The organism is Paracidovorax anthurii (assembly GCF_003269065.1).
In the GTDB taxonomy this organism is placed as follows: domain Bacteria; phylum Pseudomonadota; class Gammaproteobacteria; order Burkholderiales; family Burkholderiaceae_C; genus Paracidovorax; species Paracidovorax anthurii.
In genome coordinates, this window is record NZ_QLTA01000008.1 from 18,735 (window position 1) to 42,000 (window position 23,266).

General features: G+C 70.9%; 23 protein-coding genes. 15 read left to right on the forward strand and 8 right to left on the reverse strand.

From position 1 onward, the window contains the following. Positions 1 to 240: 240 nt before the first annotated feature. A complete protein-coding gene (nth, locus tag AX018_RS05775) occupies positions 241 to 879 on the reverse strand; it encodes an endonuclease III (protein ID WP_111876359.1) in 639 nt (212 codons plus the stop codon). Positions 880 to 1,078: 199 nt separating this feature from the next. Between nth and AX018_RS05780 the strand changes: the two genes are divergently transcribed. From AX018_RS05780 to AX018_RS05795, 4 genes are all read left to right on the forward strand, one after another. After that, positions 1,079 to 2,275: an aminotransferase-like domain-containing protein gene (locus tag AX018_RS05780; protein ID WP_111876360.1), complete on the forward strand. Its 1,197-nt coding sequence runs from the start codon at positions 1,079 to 1,081 to the stop codon at positions 2,273 to 2,275. A gap of 58 nt (positions 2,276 to 2,333) precedes the next feature. Next, a complete protein-coding gene (locus tag AX018_RS05785; protein ID WP_111876361.1) occupies positions 2,334 to 2,552 on the forward strand; it encodes a SlyX family protein in 219 nt (72 codons plus the stop codon). A gap of 50 nt (positions 2,553 to 2,602) precedes the next feature. Next, positions 2,603 to 3,610 carry an aldo/keto reductase gene (locus AX018_RS05790; RefSeq protein WP_111876362.1) on the forward strand — a complete coding sequence of 336 codons (1,008 nt, stop codon included), beginning with the start codon at positions 2,603 to 2,605 and terminating at the stop codon, positions 3,608 to 3,610. A 197-nt stretch (positions 3,611 to 3,807) separates the two neighbouring features. Continuing rightward, positions 3,808 to 4,221 carry a DUF6172 family protein gene (locus AX018_RS05795; RefSeq protein WP_111876363.1) on the forward strand — a complete coding sequence of 138 codons (414 nt, stop codon included), beginning with the start codon at positions 3,808 to 3,810 and terminating at the stop codon, positions 4,219 to 4,221. Positions 4,222 to 4,263: 42 nt separating this feature from the next. Here AX018_RS05795 and AX018_RS05800 read toward each other — a convergent pair whose 3' ends face one another. Next, positions 4,264 to 5,610, reverse strand: coding sequence for a DEAD/DEAH box helicase (locus AX018_RS05800; protein ID WP_111876364.1), 1,347 nt, complete (start codon positions 5,608 to 5,610; stop codon positions 4,264 to 4,266). Between the two features lie 170 nt (positions 5,611 to 5,780). On the opposite strand from AX018_RS05800, the gene AX018_RS05805 reads away from it, so the two are divergent. From AX018_RS05805 to AX018_RS05815, 3 genes are all read left to right on the forward strand, one after another. Further along, a complete protein-coding gene (locus AX018_RS05805; protein WP_111876365.1) occupies positions 5,781 to 6,146 on the forward strand; it encodes a translation initiation factor Sui1 in 366 nt (121 codons plus the stop codon). A gap of 10 nt (positions 6,147 to 6,156) precedes the next feature. After that, complete coding sequence (locus tag AX018_RS05810) at positions 6,157 to 6,381, forward strand: DUF3820 family protein (protein ID WP_111876366.1); 225 nt, start codon at positions 6,157 to 6,159, stop codon at positions 6,379 to 6,381. Positions 6,382 to 6,762: 381 nt separating this feature from the next. Then, the gene (locus AX018_RS05815; protein WP_111876367.1) at positions 6,763 to 8,109 is read left to right on the forward strand and encodes a hypothetical protein; all 1,347 of its coding nucleotides are present in this window, start codon (positions 6,763 to 6,765) and stop codon (positions 8,107 to 8,109) included. Positions 8,110 to 8,243: 134 nt separating this feature from the next. Here the strand turns inward: AX018_RS05815 and AX018_RS05820 are convergent, their stop codons facing one another. After that, complete coding sequence (locus tag AX018_RS05820; RefSeq protein ID WP_111876368.1) at positions 8,244 to 8,666, reverse strand: group III truncated hemoglobin; 423 nt, start codon at positions 8,664 to 8,666, stop codon at positions 8,244 to 8,246. A 63-nt stretch (positions 8,667 to 8,729) separates the two neighbouring features. Then, positions 8,730 to 9,461, reverse strand: a complete 732-nt coding sequence (gene ytfE / locus AX018_RS05825) for an iron-sulfur cluster repair protein YtfE (RefSeq protein ID WP_111876369.1) — start codon at positions 9,459 to 9,461, stop codon at positions 8,730 to 8,732. A gap of 93 nt (positions 9,462 to 9,554) precedes the next feature. On the opposite strand from ytfE, the gene AX018_RS05830 reads away from it, so the two are divergent. Next, positions 9,555 to 10,046, forward strand: a complete 492-nt coding sequence (locus AX018_RS05830; protein WP_111876370.1) for an RrF2 family transcriptional regulator — start codon at positions 9,555 to 9,557, stop codon at positions 10,044 to 10,046. A 42-nt stretch (positions 10,047 to 10,088) separates the two neighbouring features. Here the strand turns inward: AX018_RS05830 and AX018_RS05835 are convergent, their stop codons facing one another. Then, positions 10,089 to 11,042 (reverse strand): HTH-type transcriptional regulator ArgP, encoded by a 954-nt coding sequence (locus AX018_RS05835; protein ID WP_111876371.1) that lies wholly within the window; start codon positions 11,040 to 11,042, stop codon positions 10,089 to 10,091. Positions 11,043 to 11,112: 70 nt separating this feature from the next. Between AX018_RS05835 and AX018_RS05840 the strand changes: the two genes are divergently transcribed. After that, positions 11,113 to 11,784: a LysE/ArgO family amino acid transporter gene (locus tag AX018_RS05840; protein ID WP_111876372.1), complete on the forward strand. Its 672-nt coding sequence runs from the start codon at positions 11,113 to 11,115 to the stop codon at positions 11,782 to 11,784. Between the two features lie 235 nt (positions 11,785 to 12,019). Here the strand turns inward: AX018_RS05840 and AX018_RS05845 are convergent, their stop codons facing one another. From AX018_RS05845 to AX018_RS05855, 3 genes are all read right to left on the reverse strand, one after another. Continuing rightward, positions 12,020 to 12,808 carry a MetQ/NlpA family ABC transporter substrate-binding protein gene (locus tag AX018_RS05845; protein WP_111876373.1) on the reverse strand — a complete coding sequence of 263 codons (789 nt, stop codon included), beginning with the start codon at positions 12,806 to 12,808 and terminating at the stop codon, positions 12,020 to 12,022. Positions 12,809 to 13,053: 245 nt separating this feature from the next. Further along, positions 13,054 to 14,418 (reverse strand): sensor histidine kinase, encoded by a 1,365-nt coding sequence (locus AX018_RS05850; protein ID WP_111876374.1) that lies wholly within the window; start codon positions 14,416 to 14,418, stop codon positions 13,054 to 13,056. Beyond that, the gene (locus AX018_RS05855) at positions 14,396 to 15,085 is read right to left on the reverse strand and encodes a response regulator transcription factor (protein ID WP_111876375.1); all 690 of its coding nucleotides are present in this window, start codon (positions 15,083 to 15,085) and stop codon (positions 14,396 to 14,398) included. The genes AX018_RS05850 and AX018_RS05855 overlap by 23 nt, the downstream gene beginning before the upstream one ends. A gap of 23 nt (positions 15,086 to 15,108) precedes the next feature. Between AX018_RS05855 and AX018_RS05860 the strand changes: the two genes are divergently transcribed. The 6 genes from AX018_RS05860 (at position 15,109) to AX018_RS05885 (ending at position 23,171) form a co-directional block, all read left to right on the forward strand. After that, positions 15,109 to 15,861, forward strand: coding sequence for a response regulator transcription factor (locus AX018_RS05860; protein WP_111876376.1), 753 nt, complete (start codon positions 15,109 to 15,111; stop codon positions 15,859 to 15,861). A 103-nt stretch (positions 15,862 to 15,964) separates the two neighbouring features. Beyond that, positions 15,965 to 17,353, forward strand: a complete 1,389-nt coding sequence (locus AX018_RS05865; protein ID WP_146749227.1) for an efflux transporter outer membrane subunit — start codon at positions 15,965 to 15,967, stop codon at positions 17,351 to 17,353. A gap of 7 nt (positions 17,354 to 17,360) precedes the next feature. Beyond that, entirely contained in the window at positions 17,361 to 18,563 is a 1,203-nt protein-coding gene (locus AX018_RS05870; protein WP_111876378.1) for an efflux RND transporter periplasmic adaptor subunit, read from the forward strand. After that, entirely contained in the window at positions 18,563 to 21,715 is a 3,153-nt protein-coding gene (locus tag AX018_RS05875; protein WP_111876379.1) for an efflux RND transporter permease subunit, read from the forward strand. The genes AX018_RS05870 and AX018_RS05875 overlap by 1 nt, the downstream gene beginning before the upstream one ends. After that, positions 21,712 to 22,368 (forward strand): ABC transporter ATP-binding protein, encoded by a 657-nt coding sequence (locus AX018_RS05880; protein WP_245951452.1) that lies wholly within the window; start codon positions 21,712 to 21,714, stop codon positions 22,366 to 22,368. Before AX018_RS05875 ends, AX018_RS05880 begins: the two co-directional genes overlap by 4 nt. Further along, positions 22,365 to 23,171 (forward strand): ABC transporter permease, encoded by an 807-nt coding sequence (locus tag AX018_RS05885; RefSeq protein ID WP_111876380.1) that lies wholly within the window; start codon positions 22,365 to 22,367, stop codon positions 23,169 to 23,171. The genes AX018_RS05880 and AX018_RS05885 overlap by 4 nt, the downstream gene beginning before the upstream one ends. Positions 23,172 to 23,266 lie beyond the last annotated feature (95 nt).

A 23,266-nucleotide genomic window follows, 5' to 3' on the forward strand; every position in this document is an offset into this window, starting at 1 on the left:
GTTTCAATCCACGCGCCCACACGGGGCGCGACCCCCGTCCTTATAACCCCTTGTCCCCCCACCCCTTTTCCCCGCATTCGCGCGAACCCCGCCCCATGCCGGGCCGGTAAGCCACCCGTCCGGCGATGCCCTGAGAAAACCCCTTGCACCGCAAGCACTTGCGCCCGCGCGAACCCCCAAGGCGCGGGCCGATCGCTTCGGGTTCGCGGCGGGGGCGGGGTGCGAGGGGCTGGCGGCGGATCAGGGCGCGGGCGTCTTGGGCTCGTAGCCGCACCACGGCGCCGCCACGCATTCCCAGCAGCGGGGCTTGCGGGCCTGGCACACGTAGCGGCCCAGCAGAATGAGCCAGTGGTGCGAGTCCACGGCGTAGGCCGGGGGCACGCGCTTGAGCAGTTGCATCTCCACCGCGAGCGGGTTCTTGCCCGGCGCGAGGCCGGTGCGGTTGCCCACGCGGAAGATGTGCGTGTCCACCGCCATGGTGGGCTGGCCGAAGGCCACGTTGAGGACCACGTTGGCGGTCTTGCGGCCCACGCCGGGCAGGGCCTCCAGCTCTTCGCGGGTGCGCGGCACCACGCCGCCGTGGCGTTCCACGAGGATGCGGCAGGTCTCCATCAGGTGGCGGGCCTTGCTGCGGTAGAGACCGATGGTCTTGATGTAGCCCTCCAGGCCTTCCAGGCCCAGGGCCAGGATGGCGTGCGGGGTGTTCGCCACGGGAAAGAGCCTGCGCGTGGCCTTGTTCACGCCCACGTCGGTGGCTTGCGCCGAGAGCAGCACGGCGGTCAGCAGCTCGAAGACGGAGGTGTATTCCAGCTCGGTGTTGGGCTGCGGGTTGGCCGCGCGGAGGGCGGCGAAGAAGGGCTCGATCTGTGCGGTCTTCATCATCATGGTCGTGGGGCGGGCGCGCCGGCCTCGGGCGGGCGGCTTCGGTGCCGGGGGGCATTGTCCCGCACGGCGGGCCCCGCCGGCGCGCACCCCCCGCGCTTGCAGGAAACCTGCTCGCGGATTGGCGACAATGCGCGCTGGTCCACCCACCCCTCCACCCCTTCCTTCCATCCCCCGCCTTCCGAGAGCATCGTCCATGCAATTCGCGTCCCGCCTCGCCAACGTCGAAACCTCCGCCATCCGCGAGCTGTTCAAGCTGCTGGGCAAGCCCGGCATCATCAGCTTCGCCGGGGGCTTTCCCGACAGCGCCATGTTCGACGTGGACGGCATCCGCGAGGCGAGCGAGCGCGCGCTGCGCGAGGAGCCCGGCGCCGCGCTGCAGTACGGCGCCACCGAGGGCTACGACCCGCTGCGCGAGCAGATCGCCGCGTTCATGGCGGCCAAGGGCGCGCAGGGCGTGGCGCCCGGGCAGCTCATCGTCACCACGGGCAGCCAGCAGGCGCTGGACCTGCTGGGCAAGACCCTCATCAGCCCGGGCGACAAGGTGATCGTGGAGGGGCCCACCTTCCTCGCCACCATCCAGTGCTTCCGCCTCTACGGCGCCGAGCTGGTGAGCGCGCCCGTGGACGGCCAGGGCGTGGACCCCGAGGCGCTGGAGAAGCTCATCGTGGAGCACCGCCCCAAGTTCGTGTACCTGATCCCCACCTTCGGCAACCCGAGCGGCGCGCTGCTGCCGCTGGAGCGCCGCCGCAAGATCCTGGAGCTGGCCGCGCGCCACGGCACGCTGATCGTGGAGGACGATCCCTATGGCGACCTCTACTTCGGCGAGGCGCCGCCGCCCAGCCTGCTGGCGCTGTCGGCCACGGTGCCCGGCAGCCGCGAGCTGCTGGTGCACTGCGGCAGCCTGAGCAAGGTGCTGAGCCCCGGCCTGCGCGTGGGCTGGCTGATCGCGCCGGCCGAGCTGCTGGCCAAGGCCACGATGTGCAAGCAGTTCAGCGATGCGCACACCAGCACCTTCGCGCAGGCCACGGCCGCGCAATACCTGCGCGCCGGCCGCATGCCGGCCACGCTGGCCAAGGTGCGCGCGGTGTATGCCGAGCGCGCGCTCGCCATGGGCGAGGCGCTGCGCCGCGAACTGGGCGACGCGATCGATTTCGTGCAGCCGCAGGGCGGGCTGTTCGTGTGGGCGCGGCTCACGGGCGCGGGCGGCACGGTGGCCGACGGCAACGTGCTGGCCAAGCAGGCGATCGACAAGGGCGTGGCCTTCGTGCCGGGCACGCCGTTCTTCTGCGCCCACCCCGACCACGCCACGCTGCGCCTGTCGTTCGCCACGGCCGACGTCGGCCGTATCCGCGAGGGCGTGGAGCGCCTGGGTCAGGCGCTGCGCGGCTGATGCGCGCGGCAGGGTCTTGGCCTTGGGGGCGCGCGCGGTTTGCGGTCCAATAGCGGCCATGCCCGATACCCCCACCCCTTCGCAGCGGATCGACGAGCTGGAGATCAAGGCCAGCTACGCCGAGGACCTGCTGGACCAGCTCAACGTCACCGTCTACCGCCAGCAGCAACAGATCGATGTCCTGCAGCGCGCGCTGGCCGCGCTGCGGCAGCAGTTGCCCGAGGCGTCCGGCGCGCCGGCGCGCAACCTGCGCGACGAGATTCCGCCGCATTACTGAGGCCGGCGCGCGCCGCCTCTTCGCTTCCTTCGCCTGAAAGGCTTCGCCCCATGCACTACCGCCGTCTCGGCCGCAGCAACCTGCAAGTCTCCGCCCTGTGCCTGGGCACCATGATGTTTGGCGACCAGACGGGCCGCGAGGAGGCGGCGGCCATCGTGGCCGACGCGCGCGGGCGCGGCGTGAACTTCATCGACACGGCCGACGTGTACACCAAGGGCGCGTCGGAGGCGATGCTGGGCGATCTGCTCGCGGGCCAGCGCCACGACTGGGTGCTGGCCACCAAGCTCGGCAACAAGATGGGCGAGGGCCCGAACCAGGGCCGCTATTCGCGCGCCTGGATGCTGCGCGAGGTCGAGGCCAGCCTGTCGCGGCTGCGCACCGACCACGTGGACATCCTCTACCTGCACCGGGACTACCTGGACATGGACCTGCAGGAGCCGCTTTTCGCGATCGAGGCGCTGCTGCGCGCGGGCAAGATCCGCTACTGGGGCGTGTCCAACTTCCGCGCGTGGCGCATCGCCGAGCTGGTGCACGGCGCGGCGCGCATCGGCATGCCCGGGCCGGTGGTCTGCCAGCCCTACTACAACCTGCTCAACCGCATGCCCGAGGTCGAGATCCTCCCGGCCTGCGAGCACCACGGCATCGGGGTGGTGCCCTACAGCCCCATCGCGCGCGGCGTGCTCACCGGCAAGTACCTGCCGGACCAGGCGCCCGCGGCCGGCACGCGCGCCGGTCGGGGCGACAAGCGCATCGCGGAGACCGAGTTCCGCCGTGAATCGCTGGTGCTGGCCCAGGAGCTCCAGCAGCACGCCAAGGCGCGCGGGGTGACGCTGGCGCAATTCGCCACCGCCTGGGTGCTGGCGCACCGCGCGGTCAGCGCGGTCATCGCCGGTCCGCGCACGTTGCAGCAGTGGCAGGACTACGCCCCTGCGCTGGACTACACGGTCACGCCGGAAGACGAGGCGCTGGTGGACGGGCGGGTGGCGCCGGGCCATCCGTCCACGCCGGGCTATACCGATCCCGCCTATCCGATGCATCCGCGCGTGCAGAAGGGCTGACGCAGCGCTTTTTCCAGTGCCGTTGCCGCTGGTGGCGGTACGGCGCACGGTGCGCCGGGTTCCGTGGCCGCTGCAGGCCGCGCGCAGGCGGCAGGCCCGCCGAAGGGGCCGGTAGGGGCCTTGCGCCGCGCTTCCGCAACGCTTTGCCGCTGCTATGAAAACCATAGTGTGCGAAGGCGAGAGGTTACGATCGGCGCATGCGAAAAACCTATGTGCTCCACATCGAGGGCAAGAACCGCGACCGGCTCCTGGACGCCGCCCGCCACGACATCCACCGCTACCTGCGCCGCGAGCGCCGCCGCACCCTGCCCGAGGGCGTCCGTTTCTGGGACTTCGATTGCCGCTTCGGCGCCACGCAGGACGACGCGCGCAGCATCCTGGAGCAAGAGATCACCGGCCTGATCGACGAAGTGGCGCGCTCGGGCGCCGCGCAGTTCTATGTCGAGATCGTGGCCAAGCCGGGTGAGGGCATGCCGCGCAAGCCGGCGGCGCGCTCGGCGGCTGCTTCGGGCGATGGCCTGGAGGACGAAGGCGGGGAGGACGAAGGCGGGGAGGACGAAGGCGGGGAGGCCGGCGAGGGCGGTGGGGCCGCCGGCGACGGCGCAGACTGAAGCCCGCGGGCCGTGCCACGCGCGGGAGCGTGGCCGGTCAGGTCATTCCAGGCGGCTGCCCTCCGGAGGGCCTTCGGCGGCGCCGGCCTGAGCGGCCGCCGCCGCGCGCAGCTTGTCCTTCTTGCTGGGGCGTTTTCCCTTGATGCCGCCCGTGCCGGGCGGGAGCTTGCCGGGCCGCGGGGCGGCATCCGGTGCGGCACCGGGCGCCTGCCCGCCGCCCGCCGGCAGCGCCACCTCGAAGCCGGCAAGCTGCTCGACCGGCAGCGACTGCAGGCCCTGCCGCCGGGCGATCAGCTGCCAATGCGCTGCGGTGCCGGGCGTGACGAAGCTCACCGCCGCACCGCTGGCGCCCGCCCGGCCCGTGCGGCCGATGCGGTGCACGTAGTCCGCCGCCGCGCGCGGAAGGTCGTAGTTGACCACCGCCGGCAGGCCGGCGATGTCGATGCCGCGCGCCGCGAGGTCGGTGGTCACCACCACTTGCCAGCGCTCGTCCTTGAATTCCTGCAGCACCTGCCGCCGCGTGCCCTGGCTCAGGCCACCATGGAAGGGCGACGCATAGATGCCCGCCTTGTAGAGCTTCTCGGCCACATGTTCGGCGGCGTATTGCGTGGCCACGAACACCAGCACGCGGGTCCAGCCGGCTTCTTCCTTCACGAGGTGCCTGAGCAATTGCGTGCGCCGGTTGTCTTCCACCGCGATGGCGCGCTGGGCGATGTCGGGCGCGGTGCCCGGCGCCTGCGGGACGTCGATGCGCAGCGGGTCGCGCAGCAGGCCTTCGGCCAGCGTGGCCACGCCGTCCGGAAAGGTCGCTGAAAAAAGCAGGTTCTGGCGCTGGGCCGGCAGCAGTGCCAGCACGCGCTGCAGCTCCTCGGCGAACCCCAGGTCCAGCAGCCGGTCCGCCTCGTCCAGCACCAGGGTCCGCACCCACGCCAGCGACAGGGCGTTGTGCTCCACCAGATCCAGCAGCCGACCGGGCGTCGCCACCACCACATCGGCGCCGCCGCGCAGCGCCATCATCTGCGGGTTGATGGAGACGCCGCCATAGGCCAGGGCAATCTTCAGCCGCCGCGCCGGCAGGTGCCGTACCAGGTCGCCCAGCACCCCGGCCACCTGCACGGCCAGCTCGCGCGTGGGCACCAGCACCAGGGCGCGCACGCGGCGGGGCGTGTCGCCCGGCCCGGTCCCGGGTGACTCGGGCAGCAACTGCTGCAGCAGCGGCAGGCCGAACGCCCCCGTTTTGCCCGAGCCGGTCTGCGCGCAGGCCCGCAGGTCGCGCCCCTGCAGCACGGCCGGAATGGCCTCGGCCTGGACCGGCGTGGGCGTGGTGAAGCCCTGGGCAGCGGCGGCTTGGACGAGGGCGGGCGAGAGGCCGAGGGCGGCAAAGGGCATGGCGGGCAAAAGAGGGATGCGGCTCGCGCGCGGTGCGCGCTTTCCCGCTGGAAAGAAAGGCGCGATTGTGCGGTAAGCCCCGGGCCGCCCGGATAATCCGGCCTGCTTCACCCCGAGATCGAGCCTGCCATGCCGTCCATCCCTTCCCACCGGCCTCACCGGAGCCCGCCATGCGCATGAGCCACCCGGGCGGGCTCGTCTACTCGACCGACTCCGGCCGCATGTGCCCGGCATGCCGCAAGCCGGCGGCGCAGTGCGCCTGCGCTGCGCTGCGTGCCTCGGCCGTGCCGGCGGGCGACGGCACCGTGCGCGTCTCGCGCGAAACCAAGGGCCGTGGCGGCAAGGCCGTGACGGTGGTGAAGGGCGCTGCGCTGCCGGCGGCCGAACTGGCGCAGCTGGGCAAACAGCTCAAGGCGGCCTGCGGTTCGGGCGGCACCGTCAAGGACGGCGTGATCGAAGTGCAGGGCGACCATGTGGAGCGCGTGGTGCAGGCGCTCCAATCGCTGGGCCACAAGGCCAAGCGCGCGGGCGGGTGAGGGCGAGCGCATGGACCCCGCGCAGCTGGAGCGCCTTCTTACCGTCACCATGCCCTACGGCAAGCACAAAGGCACGCCGATCGCCGACCTGCCGGGCGATTACCTGAACTGGTTCGCGCGTGAAGGGTTCCCGCCCGGCGACATCGGCCGCCTGCTGGCCCTGATGTTCGAGATCGATCACAACGGGCTCGCGCATCTGCTCGGCCCCCTGCGCGAGGAAGCGCGCCGCCGCTGACCAGCGCCGTGCTCCGAAGACCGGAGACAGGGGCCCGGCGCGGGGTCATGCGCCAGACAGGCTCAGAACGTGTTCACGATCTCGCAGGGGGTTCGCGCCAGACCCCTCTGTCTTCGCTCGCGGGGCCCCGGCTTCCCGTCATGGAACCTAGCATCGCTTTCCATGACGCCTCGCATCTCTTCGTCCCGTCCGTCGTTGCCGGCCCCGGCGGCCGCCGAAACGAGTGGCACCCAGCCTTCCGCCGGGGGGCGCGCAAACCCTTCCCGGCAGCATGCGCCCAGCGTGCCGCTGGCCAACAGGGCGGCCGTGCCGGGCGGTGCGGAAAGAGCCGCGCGCGCGAGGCGGCCGCTGCCCCCGCCATCGCCCAGGACAGCGCCACTGATGGCGGAGATGTCGGCGCTCTCCGCGGTTCGCGAGAAACGGCTGTTCCAGAAATCGGCCTCGCAGCAGTACAAGTTCGCCAAGCGCCTGTCGCCCGCGCAACGGGGCGAGCTGGAGCAGGCACTGCAGGCCGAGATCCAGCGCCCGACCACCGGGGATGTCGAGCGCCGCGCCGCGCTGACGATGTGGATGTCGGTCCAGCAGGCGAGACTGCGCACGCACGACTTGGCGCATCGGCAACAGCACTCCCGTGACCAGGCCGACGCGCTGGAGGTCGGCGTCTGGGGTATCACGCTGCCGCTGGTACCGCTGATGTTGCGGTCGCAGCGGCGCGGCTACTACAACTCGCCGATCCGCCCCGAGTACGCGGCGGCCTTCGATAACTTCATGCGGATGCTGCGGGACCCGGGCATCCCCCCGGAGCTGCGCGAGGTCGTGGCCCAGCAGCTCGATTACCATCGGCGCAGCGAGCGGACCATCGCGCCGCGGCAGGCCGAGCTGCTCCGGGCCCAGGGCGCCATGGGCCTGGCGGCCTCGGGCTACCTGGTCTCCACGGACCGGGATCTCCCGCCGCCCAACGCCACCGAACGGCAGGTCCTCCAGCGCCGGGCGCAGATGAGCGCTGCGGGCCAGATAGCGCCACCCAGTCCTTCGCCCACCCAGGAGGTGCTCACGGATGCCGTTTCCGCGCTGACCGGCACGCATATCGACGGCATCGATCTCACCGGGCTGACCGGCCTGCACACGCAGCAGGTGATCGACCACTTGCAGGATCTGGGCGATCCCGCCAGCCGGCCGCGCACGGCCGCTGCCGAGGCGCTGCGACGCGCAGGGACCGACATGGAGCGGATCGTCAGCAACCTGAGTGCGTTGGTAACCGATGGAGTGCTGTCCCGGCGCACGGTGGCCCGGGCCGCACGGGCGGAACGGGACACCCAGGCCGCACGGGCCGCACAGGCCAGGGCCCCCCGGATGGCGCCGCCCGCCGTGCCTTCGCCAACCCTGGTGCTGCTCACGGAGGCTGCTTCCGCGCTGAACGGCACGCATGCGGATGACCTGGATCTCACGCACCTGGCCGCGGGGCATGCGCAGGAAGTGATCGACCATTTGCATGATCTGGCCGATCCCGCCGGCCAGCGGCAGGAAGCCGCCGTCCGGGCGCTGCAAGACGGGGGGACCGATCTGGAGCAAATCATCGGCAACCTCCATGCGCTGGTGGTTGCGGGAACACTGTCCGCACGCACGACGGCACGGGCCACCCGGTCTGCGCAGGCGGCCGAGGCAGAACGGACTGCCCGCGCCGAACGGGCCAGGGCGGACAGCCAGGAGGCACCGCAGAACGGCTAGCCGATCCGCGTCCGTTCCCTGTGCGGGGCCACGCGGGCGGGCGTGTCCCGGAATCCCTCTCCCGCAGCCTCTTCATCGCCATGGCCTTTCAAGGCCGTGGCCTCACGAAGGTGACGGAGGACGGGCGGTGTTTTTCAGTGCCCGTGCGGCGGTTGCGCGAAATCGGGCAGGCGGCCGAAGGCGCTGCGGAACAGGTTGCGCGCCACGCCGTGTGCGGCCTGCTGCAGCGCGTGGGCGGTGTCCGGCGGGAAGCGCCGCGCCGTGTGCTCGGCCCAGAGCCGCACCCAGGCCGCGAAGTGAGCGGGCGTCACGCCCTCCAGGCCCTGGTGGCGCGCCTGCACGTTGCCGCGGTAGCACCGCGTGCCCAGCGCCACCGTGCTCCAGAAGTCCACCATGCGCGCGAGGTGCGGCTCCCAGCGGTCCCGCAGGGCCCGCTCGAACACGGGCCCGAGCAGCGGATCGGCGCGCACGTCCGCATAGAAGCCGTGGACCAGCGCCGTGATGGCGTCGAGATCCAGGGCGCTGGAGGAAGGGGGGGCGGGTTCGGTGGAATGCATGGCGAAGGTGTCGGCGGACCCGCGCAGTGTAGGGGCGGGGGCCCTCAGAACGTGTTCACGATCTCAATGGCAGCCGCATGCCGTGCCGGCGCAGGGCCCGGACTCCGTGCCGGCGCCGTCGAAGCGCGGGAACAGCACGTTGTTCTCCAGGTGGATGTGCTCGATGAGGTCGTCGCGGAACTGCGCGATGCCGGCATAGAGCGCCCGCCAGGTGTTGCACGCGCCCTCGGGCGGGGTCATCTGGTGGGTCAGGCGGGCGAGGGATTCGAGGGTGTCGCCGTGCCCGGTGTGCTCGGCGCGCATCATCGCGATGGGCGGGCCCGCGAACGCGTGGCCGCCGGCCTGGAGCATCGGGAACAGCACGCGCTCTTCCTTCTGCATGTGCAGCAGCAGGTCTTCCTGCGCCGCTTCGAGCGCGTCCGCGAGGCCGGCCGGCACCTGCGGGTGGTCGCGGTGCACGGCCTCCACGCGGCGCGCCATGCGGACCAGTTCGGGCAACTGGGCGCGGTGCACCTCGTGGTAGCGGGCGATGAGGTGGTCGATCAGCGCGCCGGTGGGCATCTCGGGGTCGGGGCGCGCGCCGGTGCGCCGCAGGGCCGAGAGCTCTTCGATCAGCGCCGGCAGGTCCAGGCCTTTGTCGGCCGCCGCCTGGGCGAGGCTGACCTGCCCGCCGCAGCAGAAATCCAGCTTGAGCCGCCGGAACACCGCCGTGGCCCCGGGCAGCTGCACGGCGATCTGTCCCAGCGGCTGCCGGGCATCGAGGGAGGGCAGGGGATCGGGAAGGCGTGCGTTCATGGCGGGCTCCTTTAAAGATTCATTTGTGATGAATATTTTATGCAATAAGATTCATGCAGAACTCATCTTTCGGATTGATCCAACGCAAACCCCATGCGCCTGACCCAGTGGACCGACTACGCCCTGCGCGTGCTGATGTACTGCGCCGCCTGCGAGGGGCGCGAGCTGCCCGTGACCATCACCGAGGTGGCCGGGCAGCACGGCATCTCGCGCAGCCACCTGATGAAGATCGTGCAGGACCTCTCCGCGCAGGGCCTGCTGGAGACCACGCGCGGGCGGGGCGGCGGCCTGCGGCTGCGCGTGCCGGCCGCGCAGATCCGCCTGGGCGACGTGGTGCGGCGCACCGAGACCGATTTCGACATGGTGGAGTGCTTCGACCCGTCGGTGAACCAGTGCCGCCTGAGCGGCCATTGCCACCTGCGCGGCGTGCTCTCGCAGGCCACGCAGAGCTATCTCGGCGTGCTCGACGGGGTGACGCTGGCCGACCTCGTGGCGCCGCCGCCGGCCGCCGGGGCGGGCGGCGCGGGCCGGCGCCGCATGCTGGCCCTGGTGCCCGGCCTGCCCGCCCCGCAGGCCGCACCCTGAAGCCGGAAGGGCTCCATGTCGCCGTATTGATTGAATAGTTTGCTACTTTTTTGATAGCTTCCGGGGTGCTGGCGCGGGCGGCCTGCCTCCATCTCCCAGCCAGTCGCGCGCGGCGGCCATCACGCAGCGGGTGAGGCGCTCCAGGCCCGCCTGGGCCGAGCGCGGGTGGGCCCAGTGCAGCGCCACGTCCATCCCGGTGCCGGGCAGCATCTCCACGAGCGTTCCGTCGGCAAGCTGCCGCGCGATGAGCACCGTGGGGTGCATGCCCCAGCCGGTGCCCATCTCGCAGCTGCGCAGGAACCCCTGGTTGGACGGCAGGAAGTGGCGCGGCGGGTGCCGGCGCGAGGCCAGGCCCTGGCGCTGCAGCCACTGGTCCTGCAGCCGGTCCTTGCGGCTGTAGACCATCATGGGCGCGGCGGCGACGGCCTCGGGCGTGACGCCGGCGGGCCCGCCGCCGAAGTGCTGCCGCACGAAGCCCGGGCTGGCGGCGGCCACGTAGTGCATGGTGCCCAGGGGCCAGGTGTTGCAGCCCGCGATCGTGCCCGCCGTGGCGGTGACGGCCGCGATCACCTCGCCCTCGCGCAGCCGCTGCGCCGTGTGCTCCTGGTCGTCGATGCGCACGTCCAGCAGCTCGTTGCCGCCCGCCGCGAAGGCGGCCATGGCGTCCATGAACCAGGTGGAGAGGGAGTCGTCGTTCACCGCCAGCTTGAGCGTGGGCGCCGGTGCCTGCGCATCGGGCACCAGCGCGGGATGCACGCGGCGCAGATCGTTCTCCAGCAGGGCCACCTGCTCCAGGTGCAGGCACAAGCGCCGCCCGGCCTCGGTGCCGGTGCAGGGCGTGCCGCGCTGCACGAGCACCTGGCCCGTGCGCTCCTCCAGCTGCTTCACGCGCTGGGAGATGGCCGAGGGCGTGACGTGCAGGCGGCGCGCGGCGCGCTCGAAGCTGCCCTCGCGCACCACGGCCGCGAGGGCTTCCAGGCCGGCGTAGTCGAGCATGAAGGTGTTCTTAATGATGGTTAGTGTTTTTAAGTTTACATAAATATTCCAGGTGACAAGAATCGGCCGCATGTGGGCTCTTCTCTCCTCCTTTTCCTTCGCGTCTCCCTGGCTCTCCGGCGGCGCGTCCGCCGCGTGGGTGGCCGGGTTCACGGTCTGCCTGTCGCTGATCGTCTCCATCGGCGCGCAGAACGCCTATGTGCTGCGGCAGGCGGTGGCGGGCCGGCACGTGCGGGCCTGCGTGGCGCTGTGCGTGCTGATCGATGCGGTGCTGATCGGCGCCGGGGTGGCCGGCATGGCGGGCCTGCTGGAGAGTGCCCCGGGCCTGGGCCGCGCGCTCACCGTGGGGGGCGCCGCCTTCCTGCTGGCCTATGGCCTTTTCGCATGGCACCGCGCCGTGTTCGGCCCGGGCACGGGCCTGCAGGCGGACCGCGAGCGCGCACGCCAGGGGGTGCTCGGGGTGGTCGGCACGCTGGCGGCCATCACGCTGCTCAATCCGCATGTGTACCTGGACACCGTGGTGCTGGTGGGCTCCATCGGCGCGCGGCAGGATGGCATGCTCAAGTGGGTGTTCGTGGCCGGCGCGGCATCGGCCAGCCTGCTGTGGTTCCTGCTGCTGGCGTTCGCGGGGCGGCAGCTGCAGGGCGTCTTCGCGCGGCCGGCGGCGTGGCGGCTGCTGGACGGGTTCACCGGCACGGTGATGCTGGGCCTCGCGTTCTGGCTCTGGTGCGGACTGGAGTGAATGGAGAAGGGTCCCACGCTCCCTCGCTGCGCGGGGTCGCTGCTCCCCAAGGGGACGTTTTTCATCTTGGGGCGGCCTGGCAATGAAAAATGACCCCCACGCTCTCCCGCTTCGCGTGGTCGCTGCCCCCCGAGGGGGTGTTTTTCATCTTGGGGCGGCCCGGCGATGAAAAAAGCGCCGCTGGGCGGCGCTTCGGGAGCGGTGCAGCGCAGGCACGGGGCCTGCGCGGCGGGCATCAGAACGCGGGCACGACGGCGCCCTGGTACTTGTCCTGGATGAATTTCTTCACCTCGGGCGTGTGCAGCGCCTTCACCAGCTTGGCGATCGCGGGGTCATTGGCGCGGTCGGCGCGCGCGGCGATGAAGTTGGCGTAGGGCGAGTCGCTGCCTTCGATGAAGAGGGCGTCCTTGGTGGGGTTGAGCTTGGCCTCGATCGCGTAGTTGGTGTTGATGAGGGCCAGGTCCACGTCCTGCAGCGCGCGCGGCAGCAGGGCGGCTTCCAGTTCGCGGAACTTGAGCTTCTTGGGGTTCTTGACGATGTCGATCGGCGTCGCCGTGATGCTCTTGGGGTCCTTGAGCGCGATCAGGCCCTGCTTCTGCAGCAGGATGAGCGCGCGGCCGGCGTTGGAGGGATCGTTGGGGATGGCGATGGTGGCGCCGTCCTTCAGTTCGCCCACGGCCTTGATCTTCTTGGAGTAGGCGCCGAAGGGCTCCACGTGCACGTTGCCGTTCGGCACGGCGACGATGCTGCTCTTGCGGTCCTTGTTGTAGCTGTCCAGGTAGGGCTGGTGCTGGAAGAAGTTGGCGTCGAGCTGCTTGTCTTCCACCGCCGCGTTGGGCTGGATGTAGTCGCTGAATTCGCGCACCTGCAGGTCCACGCCCTGGGCCTTGAGTTGGGGCTTCACGAAGTTCAGGATCTCGGCGTGCGGCACGGCCGAGGCGGCCACCTTGAGCACGGTGTCGGCGGCGTGGGCGGAGACGGCGAGCGCGGCGATGGCCAGGGCGGAGAGGGCTTGCTTCAGCATCGGAAAACGGCTTTCTTTCTTCGATTGGTTCGGACGGGGACGGAGCGTCGGTCACGGCGGCACTGCCCGCGGGCGGGGTGCCATCCGTGGAAGCGCAGTCTAGGGATTCCCCGGGGGCGCGACCACGTTTTTATTGTCATACCCATATATTGAATCGATCGGGCTGCGCACCCCGGTTTTCAGGAGCTGCCCCGGTTGCGCCGGAGCAAGCGGGCCGTAGGGACGAAGGGGGTGCCGCAGCGCCACTATGTGAGCGGTCCCGTGCGCAGCGTCAGCGCAACGCGGCAGCCGGGCCGGGCATCGCCGATGGTCAGCGCCATGCCGTGCAGGCGGGCCACCGCGGCCACCAGGCTCAGGCCGGGGCCGTGGCCCGGTGTGTTGCGGCTGCGTTCGGACCGATAGAAGCGGCGCAGAACGGCCTCGCGTTCGCTCTCGGGGATGCCCGGACCCGCATCGGTGACCACGGCCTGCAGGTGGTCTGCCTCGTGCACGACCCGCACGGTCACCCCGGTACCGGCGGGCGCGAACTTGATGGCGTTGTCGATGAGGTTGGCGAAGGCGTCGAACAGCAGGTCAGGGTCCCCTTGCAGCGGGGCGCCCGCGCCCTCGAAGCGCAGCGCGATGCCCAGCTCCTGCGCCGCGGGCTCGAACAGGTCCACGGCGTCGGCCGCGATGCGTGCCAGGTCGACGGTCTCGAAGTTCTCGCGCCGCGCGCTGTTCTCGATTTCCGAGATGCGCAGCAGGCCCTTGAACATGCGCAGCAGCAGCCGCGCGTCGCTGGCGGTATCGTCCACCAGGGCGGACAGTTCCTCGCGCGACAGGGCCACCGTCTGCGCCCGCTCCAGCCCGGACAGCATGCGCGTGAGCGGCGTTCGCAGGTCATGGGCCACATCGTCCGTGACGCCCTTGACCTCGCCCATGAGGCGCTGCATGTCGTCCAGCATGGAGTTGACCAGGGCGGCGATGCGGTCCAGGTCGTCGCGCGTATTGCGCACGGGCAGGCGCGCATCCAGGTGGCCCTCCACGATGCGCTGCAGCGAATGGGCCATGGCGTCCAGGCGCCGCTGCGCGCGCGAGCCCAGCACCAGTGCGCCCACCAGTCCCATCCCCAGCACGATGACGATGCCGCCGGCCATGGCGGTGCGGATGCGCTCGTTGAATTCCTTCAGCTCGTGCACATCGTGCCCCAGCAGCAGCACCAGCCCCGAGCCCAGCACGGTGGCCAGGGCCCGGACCGGTATCCGGTGGCCATGGGGGTCGCGCTGCGCGGCATCGAACGGCTGGTCATAGCGCGGGATGGGCTCGGCCAGGTCGAATGCTCCGGCCACCCGCTCGCCGCCGGCGCCGATGAGCATGGCGGGCTCTCGGCGCGAGGGGTCGCGGCGCAACTGGCCTTCCACTTCGCGCAGAAGCACCTCCGGGGGCAGTTGCGACCACCGCTGCGCTTTGGTCTGCAGTTCGAGATCGACCTCATGGGCGAGGTAGAACGAGGTCTTCCAGTACACATAGCCCAGCAGCGCCGCGCTGGACAGCGCGAACACGGCCAGGAAGTAGGTCGCCGTGCGGAAATGGCTGGTGCGCAGGGTGTCAGACAGGGGCGTGGATGGCATAGCCTGCGCCGCGCACGGTCTGGATCATGGGGGCCTCGCCCGGCGCGTCGATCTTGCGCCGAAGCCGGCCGATGTGCACCTCGATCACGTTGGTCCTCTCTTCGTAGCGGTAGTTCCACACCGCCTCGAACAGCATGGTTCGCGTCACAATCTGGCCAGCATGCTTCATCAGGTACACCAGCAGCTCATGTTCGCGGGGCACCAGCTCGATTGGGCGCTCGCCCCGTCGCACGGCGCGGGTGAGCAGGTCCACGTGCAGGTCGCCCACGGCCAGTTGCGTGCCGCGGTCGGCGGCCGGCGCGGCGCTGGTGCGGCGCACCAGCGCCTCCACCCGGGCCACCAGTTCCAGGGCCTCGAAGGGCTTGGTCAGGTAGTCGTCGCCGCCCGCGCGCAGCCCGCGCACCCGTTCGTCCAGGGCCGACAGGGCGCTCAGGATCAGCACCGGCGCATGGCCGCCCGCCGCGCGCAGCGCGGCCAGCAGCGCCAGGCCGTCCAGGGCCGGCAGCATGCGGTCCAGCACGACCACGTCGAAGCCGCCGGCCAGCGCGCGCACCAGGCCCGTGGCACCGTCGCCCGCATGGTCGGTGGCGTGGCCCGCATCGTGCAGCGCCGCAGCGATGGCGGCGGCGGTGCCGGGGTCGTCCTCGACGATCAGCACGCGGCCCATGGCCTGCCTTTCGGGGTGCCTGCATGCGCGTGCTGATCGTCGAGGACGATCGGCACATGGCCGCCTATCTTGTGCGTGCGCTGCGCGAGAGCGGCCGCGTGGCCGACCATGCGGCCGATGGCGCCACGGGGCTGGCCATGGCACGCGAGGGCATTTACGACGCCATCGTCCTGGACCGCATGCTGCCGGCCCTGGACGGCCTGGCGGTGGTGCGCGCGCTGCGCAGCGAGGGACTGCGCCTGCCGGTGCTGATGTTCAGTGCCCTGGGCGCCGTGCAGCACCGGGTGGAAGGGCTCGAAGCCGGCTGCGATGACTACCTGGCCAAGCCCTATGCCTTCGTCGAGGTGCTGGCGCGGCTGGATCGCCTGGTGGCCCGCAGCGAGCCGCGCGAACCCAGTCTGCGGCTGGCGGTGGCGGACCTGGCGCTGGACGTGGGCAGCCGTGGGGTGGTCCGCGCGGGGCAGCGCATCGAGTTGAGCGCGAGCGAGTTCCTGCTGCTGGAGCGGCTCATGCGGCATGCGGGCCAGGTGGTCAGCCGGGCCACGCTGCTCGAAAGCGCCTGGGACTACGATTTCGAGCCCCCCGATCATCTGATCGACAGGCACATGCATCGCCTGCGCAGGAAAGTGGATGGTGGACATGCTCATGCGTTGATCCAGTCGGTTCGGGGCGTGGGCTACCAGATCGCGCCGCCCGGCCCCGGCAACCCCGGGCAAGTTTCTGCCATTGGACCACCGCAGCCGGATCCGTCCAAACCGTGCCAACCTAAAAAATAAGTCATTTTCAAGGAAGACCGGCGTTAAGCCCTGCCTTCTATCGTCCTCTCCATCGACCGTCCACCGGCAATCCGCCGGGGGCGCAACCCGAAGAGGATGGACCTTGAATCTGCATGACCCACGCCACCGGCCCTGGCGGGCCGTGGCCGCTACCCTGGCCGGCTCCCTGATGCTGGGCGCCTGCGCCACGGTGCCCGCGCCGCCGCCGCCTGCTGTCGCGTTGCCGGCCCACTGGTCGGGCACCGGGGATGCCGCCAGCGCATCGGCGCCTTCGCGCTGGTGGCGTGCCTTCGGCAGCACCCCATTGGATGCGTTGGTCACCCGCGGGCTCGACGAGGGCCTGACCGTCCAGATCGCTGTCGCCCGACTGGAGCAGGCCCGTGCCGCAGCGCAGATCAGCGGCGCCGCGCTCTACCCGAGCCTGAGCGCGGGCCTGAACGCCAGCGGGGGCAGCGGCAACAGCAGCCCCAAGCGGTCCCTCTCGGTCACCGGCACCATGGGCGTGGACCTCTGGGGCCTGAACGCCGCCAAGGCCGACTCGGCCGGCTCCACCGCCGAGGCCAGCGGCTTCGATCTGGAAACCGCGCGCCAGACGCTGGCCGCCAATATCACGCTGGCTTACCTGCAGCTGCTGGCGCTGGACGAGCGCATCGACCTCTCGCGCCGCATCGCCAGCGATGCGCAGCAACTGCTCACGCTGGTGGAAAAGCAGGCCAGCCTGGGCGCCGCCTCCACCCTGGATGTGGCGCAGCAGCGCAATACGGTGCAGACCTTTCTCGCAGCCACGCCGCAGCTGCGGATGCAGCGCGACACGCTGCAGGGCCAGTTGGCCGTGCTGGTCAATGCCACGCCGCAGGAGTTCGGCGTGCAGCCCGAGCCCTTCCTGTCCATCGCGGTCCCCCAGGTGCAGGCCATTGCGCCGGCCCAGGCCATCGCCGGCCGGCCCGAGGTGCGCGCGGCCGAGGAGCGCCTGAAGGCGGCCCGCTTCGACGTGGCCGCGGCGCGCGCTGCCTTCCTGCCCTCGGTGTCGATCACCGCCCAGGCCGGAGCGGTGCTCAACCCCACGCAGGCCCTGTGGAGCCTGGGCGGCGTGCTGCTGCAGCCCCTGTTCGATGCAGGGCGCCTGGACGGGCAACTGCGCTCGGACCGCGCGCATGCCGAAGAGCTGGCGGCCACCTACCGGCAGGCCATCCTGCAGGCCCTGCAGGAGGCGCAGGCGCAGCTCGTCGCCGTGCAGCGACTGCAAGAGGCGGAAACCCAGAACCAGGCCGCCGTGCAGTCCGCGCAGGAAGCCCTGCGCCTGTCCCGCATCCGCTACGACCGGGGCGCTTACGACCTGCTGGCGGTGATCATCAACGAACGCACCCTCTACCAGGCGCAGGACACCCTGCTGCAGGCGCGCATGCAGCGCCTGCAGGCCGCGGTGGGCCTGTACCGCGCCTTCGGCGGCCAGTCGGCCCTGCCGCTTCCGTCCCGGCTTTCCATGAAATGAGTGCAGCATGATCCCTGAAACCCCCCACACCCCGCACCGCGCCGGCAAGGCGCGCCGCCTGGCCCCGGTCGCTGCGGCCGCCGCCGCGCTGTGCGCCGTTTTCATCTACGCCACGGCCTCCACGCCGCCCGCCGCCGCCCCGAAAGCTGCGGCAGGAGGCCAGGCCGTGCCGGTGTCGGTGGCCAGTGCGGCGCAGCGGGACTTTCCGCTGTGGACCGAGGCCATCGGCACGGTGACCTCGCTCAACGCGGTGAACGTGCGCTCGCGCGTGGACGGCCAGCTCGAACGCGTGGCCTTCACGGAAGGGCAGATGGTTCACCGGGGCGATCTGCTCGCGCAGATCGACGCGCGTCCGCTGCAGGCGCAGGTGAACCAGAGCAAGGCCCAGCTTGCGCAGGAGGAGGCGCGGCTGGCGAGCAACAAGGTCGATCTGCAGCGTGCGACGGACCTGGCCGCGGCCGGAGCCGGGTCCGCCCAGGCGGTGGACACATTGCGCGCCACCGTGGCCACGCAGGCCGCCGTGGTGCAGGCCGCGCAGGCCGCGCTGGAAAGCGCCCAACTGCAACTGGGCTTCACGCGCATCACCTCGCCCATCGACGGCCGTGTCGGGCAGCGGCTGCAGCCTGCGGGATCGACGGTGCACGCCAACGACGCCACCGGCATCGCCACGGTGACGCAGATGAACCCGATCTGGGTGGCCTTCTCCGTGCCGCAGGACCAGTTGCCCGCCGTGACGGTGCAATCCAGGGCGCGCGCGCTCAAGGTCCAGGCGCTGCTGCGCGACCGCTCCAAGGTGCTGGCCGATGGCGAGCTGGAATTCGTGGACAGCCAGGTCTCGCCGGCCGCAGGGCAGGTGCAGCTCAAGGCGCGCTTTGCCAATGCCGAGCGCTCGCTGTGGCCCGGGCAGCTGGTCTCCATCCGCATGCTGCTGGCCAATGAGGCCGGGGCCACCGTGGTGCCCCAGGAGGCCGTGCAGCAAGGCCCCAAGGGAGCGTTCGTCTACGTGGTGGACGGCGCGCACATGGCCCAGGCTCGCCAGATCGATGCAGGCCCCGCCGCGCAGGGCCTGCAGTGGGTGCGCAAGGGCCTGCAGCCCGGCGAGGTCGTGGTCACGCAGGGCCAGTACCGCATCGCGCCGGGCGTTCCCGTGACCACCGCCGCCGCCGGCCCTGGCGCCACGGCATCGTCCACCTCCGCCGGTAATCCCTGATGAGCAGCATCTCCGCACCCTTCATCCGCAGGCCGGTCGCCACCGCTCTGCTGGCACTCAGCATTCTGCTGGTGGGCCTGCTGGCCTATTTCAACCTGCAGATCTCCGCGCTGCCGCAGGTGGAATTCCCGTCCATCTCGATCTCGGCGAGCCTGCCCGGCGCCAGCGCCGAGACCATGGCCACTTCGGTGGCCACCCCGCTGGAGCGGGCCCTGTCGCAGGTGCCGCAGATCACGGCGATGACCTCGTCGAGCTCGCTGGGCAAGACGCAGATCTCGCTGCAGTTCGACCTCAACCGCAGCATCGACGGCGCCGCGCAGGACGTGGAATCGGCGATCGCGCGGGCCGCCAAGACGCTGCCCAAGGCCATGACCTCGCCGCCTAGCTACAACAAGGTCAACCCGGCGCAGGCGACCGTCATGTCGCTGGCGCTCACCTCGTCCACGCGCACGCTGACCGAGCTCAACCGCTATGCGGACAACTTTCTCGCGCAGAAGCTGTCGATGGTGCCCGGTGTGGGCCTGGTGGACTACCACGGCCAGCAGCGGCCGGCCGTGCGCATCCGGCTGGACCCCGACGCCCTGGCCGCGCGCGGCCTCACGCTGGCCGACGTGCGCTCCATCGTCGGCCTGAGCACGGTGAACGCCCCCAAGGGCAGCATCAACGGGCCGGACAAGACCGTCTCGCTCAACACCACCGACCAACTGCAGCGCGCCGACCAGTTCGATCAATTGGTGGTCGCCTACAAGAGCGGCGCGCCCATCCGCCTGGGCGATCTGGGTACCGTGGTGCACGCGGCCGAGGATGTGCGGCAGGCCGCGGGCATCAAGGGACAGCCCACCGTGATCGTGGACATCCACCCGCAGCCCGGCTTCAACATCGTGGACACGGCGCGCACCATTCGCCAGCAGCTCCCGCAGCTCACGGCGAGCATGCCGCGCGACGTGGCGCTGGAGGTGGTGGGCGAGCGCACGCAGACCATCACCGCCGCCGTGGCGGATGTCAAGTTCACGCTGGTGCTGTCGATCGCGCTGGTGGTGATGGTGATCCTGACCTTCCTGCGCAACCTCACCAGCACCCTGATCGCCAGCATCACCATTCCGCTCGCGCTGCTGGGCACCTTCGCGCTGATGTACCTGCTGGGCTACACGCTGGACAACCTGTCCATCATGGGCCTGAGCATCGCGGTGGGCTTCGTCGTGGACGATGCCATCGTGGTGCTGGAGAACATCGCGCGCCACCGTGAGCAGGGCAAGAGCGCGCTGCAGGCCGCGCTGGACGGTACGCGCGAGGTCGGCTTCACCATCGTGTCGATGACGCTGTCGCTGATCGCGGTGTTCATCCCGCTGCTGCTCATGGGCGGCATGGTGGGGCGTCTGTTCCGCGAGTTCTCGATCACGCTGAGCGTGGCCATCCTGGTCTCGGGCGTGGTCTCGCTGACGCTGGCGCCCATGCTGTGCGCCCGCCTGCCCGGCAACGGCCACCCCTCCGAAGGGCGGCTGAGCGCCTGGGCCGGCCGGGTGTTCGAATGGATCGAGCGCGGCTACGAGCGCGGCCTGGACGTGGCGCTGCGCCACCAGCGCATGGTGCTGGCCCTGGCCGCGGCCACCCTGGCCACCACCGCGGCCCTGTACCTCTGGGTGCCCAAGGGCTTTTTCCCGCTGCAGGACACGGGGCTGCTGAGCGCCACGGTCGAGGGCTCGCCGGACATCTCCTTCGATGCCATGCGCCAGCGCATCTCCCAGGTCAGCGAGGCCCTGCAGAGCGATCCCGACGTGCAGACCGTCTACTGGTGGATCGGGCCCAACCCCACCATCAGCCAGGGCAAGATGATGGTGGCGCTCAAGCCGTTCGATCAGCGCAGCGCCACGGCCGCGCAGATCATGGCGCGCCTGAAGACGCGCGCGCTGGTGGTGCCCGCCGTCAAGACCTCGATGCAGATGATCCAGGACATCCAGATCGGCGGGCGCGCGGCCAAGGCGCAGTACCAGTACACGCTGCAGGCCGGCGACGTGAACGAGCTCGACCACTGGAGCACCCTGCTGCAGGACCGGCTCAAGACGCTGCCGCAACTGGCGGACGTGGGCTCCGACCGCCAGCCCTCGGCGGCCGAGACCACCTTGAAGATCGATCGCGACACCGCATCGCGCCTGGGGGTGTCCATCCAGTCCATCGACGATGCGCTGTACGACGCTTTCGGCCAGCGCCAGGTGGCCACGCTCTACACCCAGCTCGACCAGTACAGCGTGATCCTGGAGGTGGACCCGGCCTGGCAACTCTCCACGGACACCCTGGCCCACCTGTATGTGCATTCCACCAGCGGCCCCGACCTGGTGCCCCTGAGCGCGGTCGCCTCGCTGCAGCACGGGGTGGCGTCGGTGACGATCAACCACCAGGGGCTGTTCCCGTCGATCACGCTGTCCTTCAACCTCGCGCCCGGCGTGGCGTTGGGCGATGCGGTGGCGGCCGTGCAGGCGGCATCCACGGCCATCGGCATGCCCGACACGGTGACCGGCACCTTCCAGGGCACGGCCCAGGCTTTCCAGGATTCGCTGCGCAGCCAGCCCTGGCTGATCCTGGCCGCCATCCTCACGGTCTATGTGGTGCTGGGGGTGCTGTACGAGAGCCCCATCCACCCGCTGACCATCATCTCCACGCTGCCCTCGGCCGCCCTGGGCGCGCTGCTGGCGCTCAAGCTCGCCGGGCTGGACCTGGGCATCCTGGGAATGATCGGCATCATCCTGCTGATCGGCATCGTGAAGAAGAACGCCATCATGATCGTGGATTTCGCGCTGGAGGCCCAGCGCAACGAAGGGCTCACGCCGCAGGAGGCCATCCGGCGCGCCGCCGTGCTGCGCCTGCGGCCCATCCTCATGACCACGCTGGCCGCGCTCTTCGGCGCCGTGCCGCTGGCCCTGGGCCATGGCGCCGGCTCGGAGATGCGCCAGCCGCTCGGGATCGCCATCGTCGGCGGGCTGGCGGTGTCGCAGGTCCTGACGCTCTACACCACGCCCGTGATCTACCTGTGGTTCCAGCGCCTGTCCGACGCATGGGCCCACCGGGGCGGCCGCCATGGGTACGGCGAGCACGGCGGGCACGGCGATGCCGCAGCGCTGCCAGTCCCGTCCGCACCGCGGCAGGCCCATCCATGAGCATGGCCTGCGCTGCGCACGAAACCGGCGTGCCCCGGCTGCGCGCCATGGACCTGCGCTCGGCCCACGGCGGGCCCTGCAGCCTGGACATCGGGCCGGGGGAGTGCGTTGTCGTCACGGGGCCGTCGGGCAGCGGCAAGAGCGTGCTGCTGCGCCTGATCGCCGACCTCGACCCGCACGAGGGCGAGGTGCTGCTGGACGGTCGCCCGCGCTCGTCCTGGACCGCCCCCGCGTGGCGCCGGCAGGTGGTGTACCAGGCGGCCGAGCCGGCCTGGTGGGCGCCGACGGCGGGCGAGCACATGGGGCCGGTGTCCGGCCAGGTTCTGCTGCCTTTGTTGGCGCACCTCGGGCTCGACGGCTCGCTGCTCGCGGCCGATATCACCCGCCTGTCCACCGGCGAGCGCCAGCGCATGGCGCTGGTGCGTTCGCTGGTGCGCCAGCCGCGCGTGCTGCTGCTGGACGAGCCCACCGCCTCCCTGGACGGCGCCAGCACGCTCGCCGTCGAGCAACTGATCGCCCGGCGCCAGCGCGACGATGGGCTTGCCGTGGTGTGGGTCACGCACTCGGAGGCGCAGGCGCAGCGCATGTCCAGTCAGCGGCTGCGCATCCCGGCGCGGGTGCGATCCGCGGCAGGCGGAGAGAGGCCGCTGTGAACGCCGTCTCCCTGCAGGCCGCCGACCTGGCCGTGGCCGCAACGCTGCTGCTGGCCAGCGCCGCCGCTTCATTCGCCCTGCGCCTGCAGCTCCATCGGCCCCTGCTCTGGTCGGCTGCGCGCATGGTGGTGCAATTGCTGCTGGTCGGGCTGCTGCTGCGGGTGGTGCTGCGCTCGGGATCGGCCCTGGGCACGGCGCTCATCGTGCTGGCGATGATGGCCGCCGCCGCGCGCGAGATCGCGGTGCGCCCGTCCGTGCGTCTGGGCGGCCTGGCCAACTACCGTATCGGCGCCATGGTGGTGGGGGCTTCCGGCGCGGCCACGGCCTGCCTGGCTCTGCTCACCGCGATACGGCCGACGCCCTGGTACGAACCACGTTACGCCATTCCCTTGATGGGCATCGTGCTGGGCTCGGTGCTCAATTCAGCGAGCCTGGCGCTCGATGCCTTCTATGGCGGGCTGGCGGCCAACCGCGCCGCGGTCGAGGCGCGCCTGGCGCTGGGGGACACGCTGCGCCAGGCCCTCATGCCCCTGGCCCTGGCCTCCCTGCGCCGTGGCCTGATTCCGCTCGTCAATCAGATGTCGGCGGCCGGGGTCATCACTTTGCCGGGGATCATGACCGGCCAGCTGCTGGCGGGGATGGACCCGCTGGAATCGGTGAAGTACCAGATCCTGCTGCTCTTCCTGTTGACGGGCGGGGGCTGTCTGGCATCCGCCGCCGCCGTGTGCCTGGCGGGCCTGCACGTGGGCGACGGGCGCGAGCGGCTGCGATTGGACCGCCTGGCGCCCGCGCCGCCTGCTTGAAAATCCTGGAGCCGCTCCATGGGCCGCTTTGGGTGCCGGATCGCCGTCACGTCGGCATCCCGGCTCCGCAGTTTGCTATCAAAATAGAAGCAATC

Excerpts from the sequence above, each read along its gene's own strand:
- AX018_RS05855 (WP_111876375.1), bottom strand. The coding sequence starts at position 15,085 with ATGGGCCGCGTGCTGATCGTCGAGGACGACCCCGGCACCGCCGCCGCC.
- AX018_RS05880 (WP_245951452.1), top strand. The coding sequence starts at position 21,712 with ATGAGCATGGCCTGCGCTGCGCACGAAACCGGCGTGCCCCGGCTGCGC.
- AX018_RS05795 (WP_111876363.1), top strand. The coding sequence starts at position 3,808 with ATGCGAAAAACCTATGTGCTCCACATCGAGGGCAAGAACCGCGACCGG.
- AX018_RS05820 (WP_111876368.1), bottom strand. The coding sequence starts at position 8,666 with ATGCATTCCACCGAACCCGCCCCCCCTTCCTCCAGCGCCCTGGATCTC.
- AX018_RS05800 (WP_111876364.1), bottom strand. The coding sequence starts at position 5,610 with ATGCCCTTTGCCGCCCTCGGCCTCTCGCCCGCCCTCGTCCAAGCCGCC.
- AX018_RS05810 (WP_111876366.1), top strand. The coding sequence starts at position 6,157 with ATGGACCCCGCGCAGCTGGAGCGCCTTCTTACCGTCACCATGCCCTAC.
- ytfE (WP_111876369.1), bottom strand. The coding sequence starts at position 9,461 with ATGAACGCACGCCTTCCCGATCCCCTGCCCTCCCTCGATGCCCGGCAG.
- AX018_RS05835 (WP_111876371.1), bottom strand. The coding sequence starts at position 11,042 with ATGCTCGACTACGCCGGCCTGGAAGCCCTCGCGGCCGTGGTGCGCGAG.
- AX018_RS05860 (WP_111876376.1), top strand. The coding sequence starts at position 15,109 with ATGCGCGTGCTGATCGTCGAGGACGATCGGCACATGGCCGCCTATCTT.
- AX018_RS05815 (WP_111876367.1), top strand. The coding sequence starts at position 6,763 with ATGGCGGAGATGTCGGCGCTCTCCGCGGTTCGCGAGAAACGGCTGTTC.
- AX018_RS05845 (WP_111876373.1), bottom strand. The coding sequence starts at position 12,808 with ATGCTGAAGCAAGCCCTCTCCGCCCTGGCCATCGCCGCGCTCGCCGTC.
- AX018_RS05830 (WP_111876370.1), top strand. The coding sequence starts at position 9,555 with ATGCGCCTGACCCAGTGGACCGACTACGCCCTGCGCGTGCTGATGTAC.
- AX018_RS05870 (WP_111876378.1), top strand. The coding sequence starts at position 17,361 with ATGATCCCTGAAACCCCCCACACCCCGCACCGCGCCGGCAAGGCGCGC.
- AX018_RS05850 (WP_111876374.1), bottom strand. The coding sequence starts at position 14,418 with ATGCCATCCACGCCCCTGTCTGACACCCTGCGCACCAGCCATTTCCGC.
- AX018_RS05780 (WP_111876360.1), top strand. The coding sequence starts at position 1,079 with ATGCAATTCGCGTCCCGCCTCGCCAACGTCGAAACCTCCGCCATCCGC.
- AX018_RS05840 (WP_111876372.1), top strand. The coding sequence starts at position 11,113 with ATGTGGGCTCTTCTCTCCTCCTTTTCCTTCGCGTCTCCCTGGCTCTCC.
- AX018_RS05875 (WP_111876379.1), top strand. The coding sequence starts at position 18,563 with ATGAGCAGCATCTCCGCACCCTTCATCCGCAGGCCGGTCGCCACCGCT.
- AX018_RS05785 (WP_111876361.1), top strand. The coding sequence starts at position 2,334 with ATGCCCGATACCCCCACCCCTTCGCAGCGGATCGACGAGCTGGAGATC.
- AX018_RS05790 (WP_111876362.1), top strand. The coding sequence starts at position 2,603 with ATGCACTACCGCCGTCTCGGCCGCAGCAACCTGCAAGTCTCCGCCCTG.
- nth (WP_111876359.1), bottom strand. The coding sequence starts at position 879 with ATGAAGACCGCACAGATCGAGCCCTTCTTCGCCGCCCTCCGCGCGGCC.
- AX018_RS05805 (WP_111876365.1), top strand. The coding sequence starts at position 5,781 with ATGCGCATGAGCCACCCGGGCGGGCTCGTCTACTCGACCGACTCCGGC.